The 568-nt window shown below is 51.8% G+C and carries 1 protein-coding gene; it reads left to right on the forward strand.

Annotated features, from left to right (window positions below; genetic code table 11):
• Window positions 1-568 (forward strand): glutathione binding-like protein (locus ACQZ6D_RS27610; RefSeq protein WP_448731739.1); only part of this gene is annotated, 568 nt, incomplete at both ends.

Here is a 568-nt window from a genome sequence, read left to right on the forward strand (position 1 = left end):
GGAGACGATTAATGAAACTCTACTACATGCCCGCCGCTTGCTCGCTCTCACCACACATCGTTGCCAACGAACTGGAGTTGGATATCGAATTTGTCAGGGTGAACTTCAAAGATCATAAGACTGAAGGGGGCCAAGATTATTACGACATCAATCCCAATGGCTACATTCCGGCCCTGGACGTGGGGAACGGCGCGATGCTTTTCGAGGGGCCAGCCATCGTCCAATACATGGCCGATCTGAAGCCTCAATCCGGCCTCGCTCCCGCCAACGGCACTTTCGAGCGTTACAAGCTGCAGGAGATGCTGAGTTTCCTATCGACCGAAATCCACAAGGGCTTCATTCCACTTCTTTATGCGAAACAGGCGGGTGCATATCTCGAAACAGCAACGCCGAAGCTGGAAAAGCGCTACGCATGGATCGACAATTTGCTGGCATCGCAGCGTTTTTTGATGGGCGAGAATTTCACGGTCGCCGATGCATATCTGTTCGCTCTCACAAGCTGGGGACAAGCGTCATGGCTGAAGTCATACTATGGTGCAGATATCCATTTCGACGATCTTCTCAACCT

The sequence above is a fragment of the Agrobacterium sp. 22-3639C2 genome (genome assembly GCF_053522105.1).